Genomic DNA, 3,192 nt, shown 5'->3' with positions numbered 1-3,192 from the left:
CCCCGCATTGCTCCCGCCACCGCCACCCGAGTTGTGGCAGACGCCACCGCCACCGGCGTTAGCGGCGTTGCCCCGACCCGTCGTAAGGCTCGTCGGCCCATCCGGAGGGAGCACATCCCCTCCAAACCGGCCGGGGACCAAGCCTTCGCCCTTCGACGTCCCAGCCAGATACTGATCACCGGGACCCCACGCCTCGTCCAGGCCGTCGCAGCCGTCACCTCCACCATTCCAGGGGAAGCCACCGCGGAACCCCCGGCCATCCGCGTGGATGGCTCCCGCGTTGTTCACCGCGCCCTGCGCCAGGAAGGCCACCACGCCGCCCGTCGTCCCGTTCCACGGCGCCGCCACGATGCTGCCCGCGGCGGTCACCGTCACGTTGGTGTACTCGGGCACCCGAATCACCTGCGTGCCGGTGGCCGCGAAGGAACCCGTGAGCGGCTGCGTGAAATTGAGCCGCGCGTCAACATCGACGCTGTCAATCCGCGCGAACTCCCAGCGGCCCACCAAGCCCCCCGTCAGGACGATGGGCGCTTGATTCCCAGATGGGCCATCCTCGAGCCCCGTGGCCTGAAACACCATCACCAGGTCATCTGCCGCGAAGCCGTCGGTCGAGGCCACCGTCACGAAGCTCTGCCCCGCGGGCACGGCGGCCGTCACGCGCGTATAAATATTGATGGGCGTGTTGGCGACGCCGATGGTTGGCTCGCCGTCGCGCCCGCGCCCCAGGCCCACGTTGTCCACGGCGGCCATCGCCACCGGTCCAAGCAGCGCCGCGCACAGCAGCGCCAGGCGTGCGATGGTCAGGCCAAGGCGCCCTTGGAAAACCCGACTAAGCAGGGGGATGTAGAAGGTCGTTCGAGTCATAAACCTGGGGTCGATGGGGGGTGTGGGCCCAGCGGCAAATGCCGCACATAGCAATCCGAGAGCCAGCCTCTGTCCACTCTACGACCCTCGGTATTCCGAGGATTTCAGCGCCCTGCCCAAGGGGTAGCGCCCGCCCCATCCGAACCACGGATCCAGTTTCCGGAAACTGGACCGGCTCGCGCCTCCAAGCGGGCAACCCACCAGGTCGGCTGACGCGTCAAACCAGGACGCTGACGCGTCAGCCGGGACGCAAGGGCATGGCCCACCGCCAACAAAAAAGGGCCCTCCTTTCGGAGAGCCCTTGGGCGACGCGGTGGGCGCTCGGCCCGGCGCGTTAGAAGATTTCCTCGAGCCACTCGCGCATGCGGCCCTTCACCTTCTTGTACACGTTCTCCTCGCGGATGCGGAACATGCGCCGGTCCAGGTGGCGGGCGCCGTAGACGACCAGGCCCACGCCGGTGGCGTACATGGGGCTCTTCACCACATCCACCAGACCGCCGATGCCACGCGGCATGCCGCGGCGAACGGGCAGGCCCAGGACTTCCTCGGCCAGCTCCGGCATGCCGGCCAGCAGCGTGGAGCCACCCGTAATCACCACGCCCGAGGCCAGCAGGTCCTCGTAGCCGCACTTCTGGATTTCGCGGTGCACGAGCTGGAAGATTTCCTCCACGCGCGGCTCCAGGATTTCGCAGAGAATCTGCCGCCCGAGCACGCGGGGCTGACGGCCCCCGACGCTGGGCACTTCAATGGTGTCGTCCTTGTTGATGAGCGACGACAGCGCGCAGCCATACTTCTGCTTGATGCGCTCGGCCTCGTGCGCGGGCGTGCGCAGGCCAATGGCGATGTCGCTGGTGAGGTTGTTGCCGCCCAGCGCAATCACCGCCGTGTGGACGATGGAGCCGCCAGAGAAGATGGCGATGTCCGTCGTGCCGCCGCCGATGTCGACGAGGCACACGCCCAGCTCCTTCTCGTCCTCGCCCAGCACCGCCTCCGCGCTGGCCAGCGGCTGAAGGACGATGTCGGAGACGTTGAGCCCGGTGCGGTTGGCGCACTTGACGATGTTCTGCGCGCTGGACACCGCGCCCGTGACGATGTGGACCTTGGCCTCCAGCCGGACGCCCGCCATGCCCAGGGGCTCCTTGATGCCGCCCTGGTCGTCGATGATGAACTCCTGCGGGAGGACGTGGATGACCTCCCGGTCCAGCGGAATCGCCACGGCCTTGGCCGCGTCGATGACGCGGGCGATGTCCGCCTCGCGGACCTCCTTGTCCTTGACGGCGACGATGCCCTGGGAATTGAAGCCCTTGATGTGGCCTCCGGCGATGCCCGTGTAGACGTGGGAAATCTCCGCCCCCGCCATGAGCTCCGCTTCTTCCACCGCGCGGCGGATGGAAGAGACGGTCGCCTCGATGTTCACCACCACGCCCTTGCGCAGACCCTTCGACGGATGCGTACCGATGCCGATGATGTCGATGCCGCTGTCGGTCAGCTCTCCGACGATGGCGCAGATCTTCGTCGTGCCGATGTCGAGGCCGACGATGATCTCCCCCGACTTCTGCTTCGCCATGACAACCCTCCCAGGCCCCCCACTCTCGTGAAAGGGGCGCGTCCTCTTACCGCATCGAAGCCCCGCTCCTCTCGGACGCGGGGCTCGAAATCTTCACCGCCACCCAGCCGGGCCGGGCACGGTTATCCAGGTGAATGATCTCCGCTGCAAGCCCCCTCGCACCCAGTTCGCGCCGGACACGGGCAAGACGTTGCAGCTTGACCTCTGAATCTCCTTCACCCAGGCGCACTTCCTGCCCGGACGCCGTCACCAGCGCCAGGCTCTGCGCCTCCAGGCGGACCTCCGACAACTGTTCGGCCTTCTCGGGTGACAGCCGCGCGTACGCGCTGGCCACCGTCAACGCCGAACGCAGGCGCTCCCGCGCCGCCGCCGGGTCCGCCACATAACCTTCCCGGTCCAGGCCCGTCACCAGGGGCAAGTCCAGTCCGTCCCCGGGCGTCACCCGCTTGAAGGGCTCGCCCTCCTCGTCCAGGACGTACAGCTCCCCCAGCACCGCCATGGCCACCGGCACGTGCTCCGTCACCTCCACCGACACGCGGTTGGGGAACCGGCGCGTCACCTCCACCGTGCGCAGCCAGGGGTGCTGGTGCATGGCGCGCTCCAGCGCGTCCACATCCAGCTTCCACAGATTCTGCCCCTTCGTCAGCGCCGCCAGCCGCAGCAGCTCCACCCGGGAGGCGCGCTGGAGGCCGGAGAAGGACACCGCCTCCAAATCGAAGCGCGGCGACGTCAGCGCCCACTCCCGCAGCGCCACCCCACCC

2 protein-coding genes and 1 pseudogene are annotated in these 3,192 nt (G+C 68.1%); all 3 read right to left on the bottom strand.

The features are described from left to right. Positions 1–864 (bottom strand): annotated as a pseudogene (locus G4D87_RS35895) (adventurous gliding motility protein AgmC); the annotation flags it as partial. Positions 865–1,198: 334 nt separating this feature from the next. Continuing rightward, positions 1,199–2,431 carry a cell division protein FtsA gene (ftsA, locus tag G4D87_RS35890; protein WP_002634374.1) on the bottom strand — a complete coding sequence of 411 codons (1,233 nt, stop codon included), beginning with the start codon at positions 2,429–2,431 and terminating at the stop codon, positions 1,199–1,201. Between the two features lie 46 nt (positions 2,432–2,477). Further along, positions 2,478–3,192 (bottom strand): cell division protein FtsQ/DivIB (locus G4D87_RS35885; RefSeq protein ID WP_163787283.1); only part of this gene is annotated, 715 nt, incomplete at its 5' end.

Source organism: Myxococcus vastator (genome assembly GCF_010894475.1).
In the GTDB taxonomy this organism is placed as follows: Bacteria; Myxococcota; Myxococcia; order Myxococcales; family Myxococcaceae; genus Myxococcus; species Myxococcus vastator.
The sequence above is the reverse complement of the archived record's forward strand: the minus strand, read 5'-3'. Positions and strand labels throughout refer to the sequence as shown.

What these genes read in the sequence shown, in the direction of transcription:
- ftsA (WP_002634374.1), bottom strand. Translation starts at nt 2,431, where the DNA reads ATGGCGAAGCAGAAGTCGGGGGAGATCATCGTCGGCCTCGACATCGGC.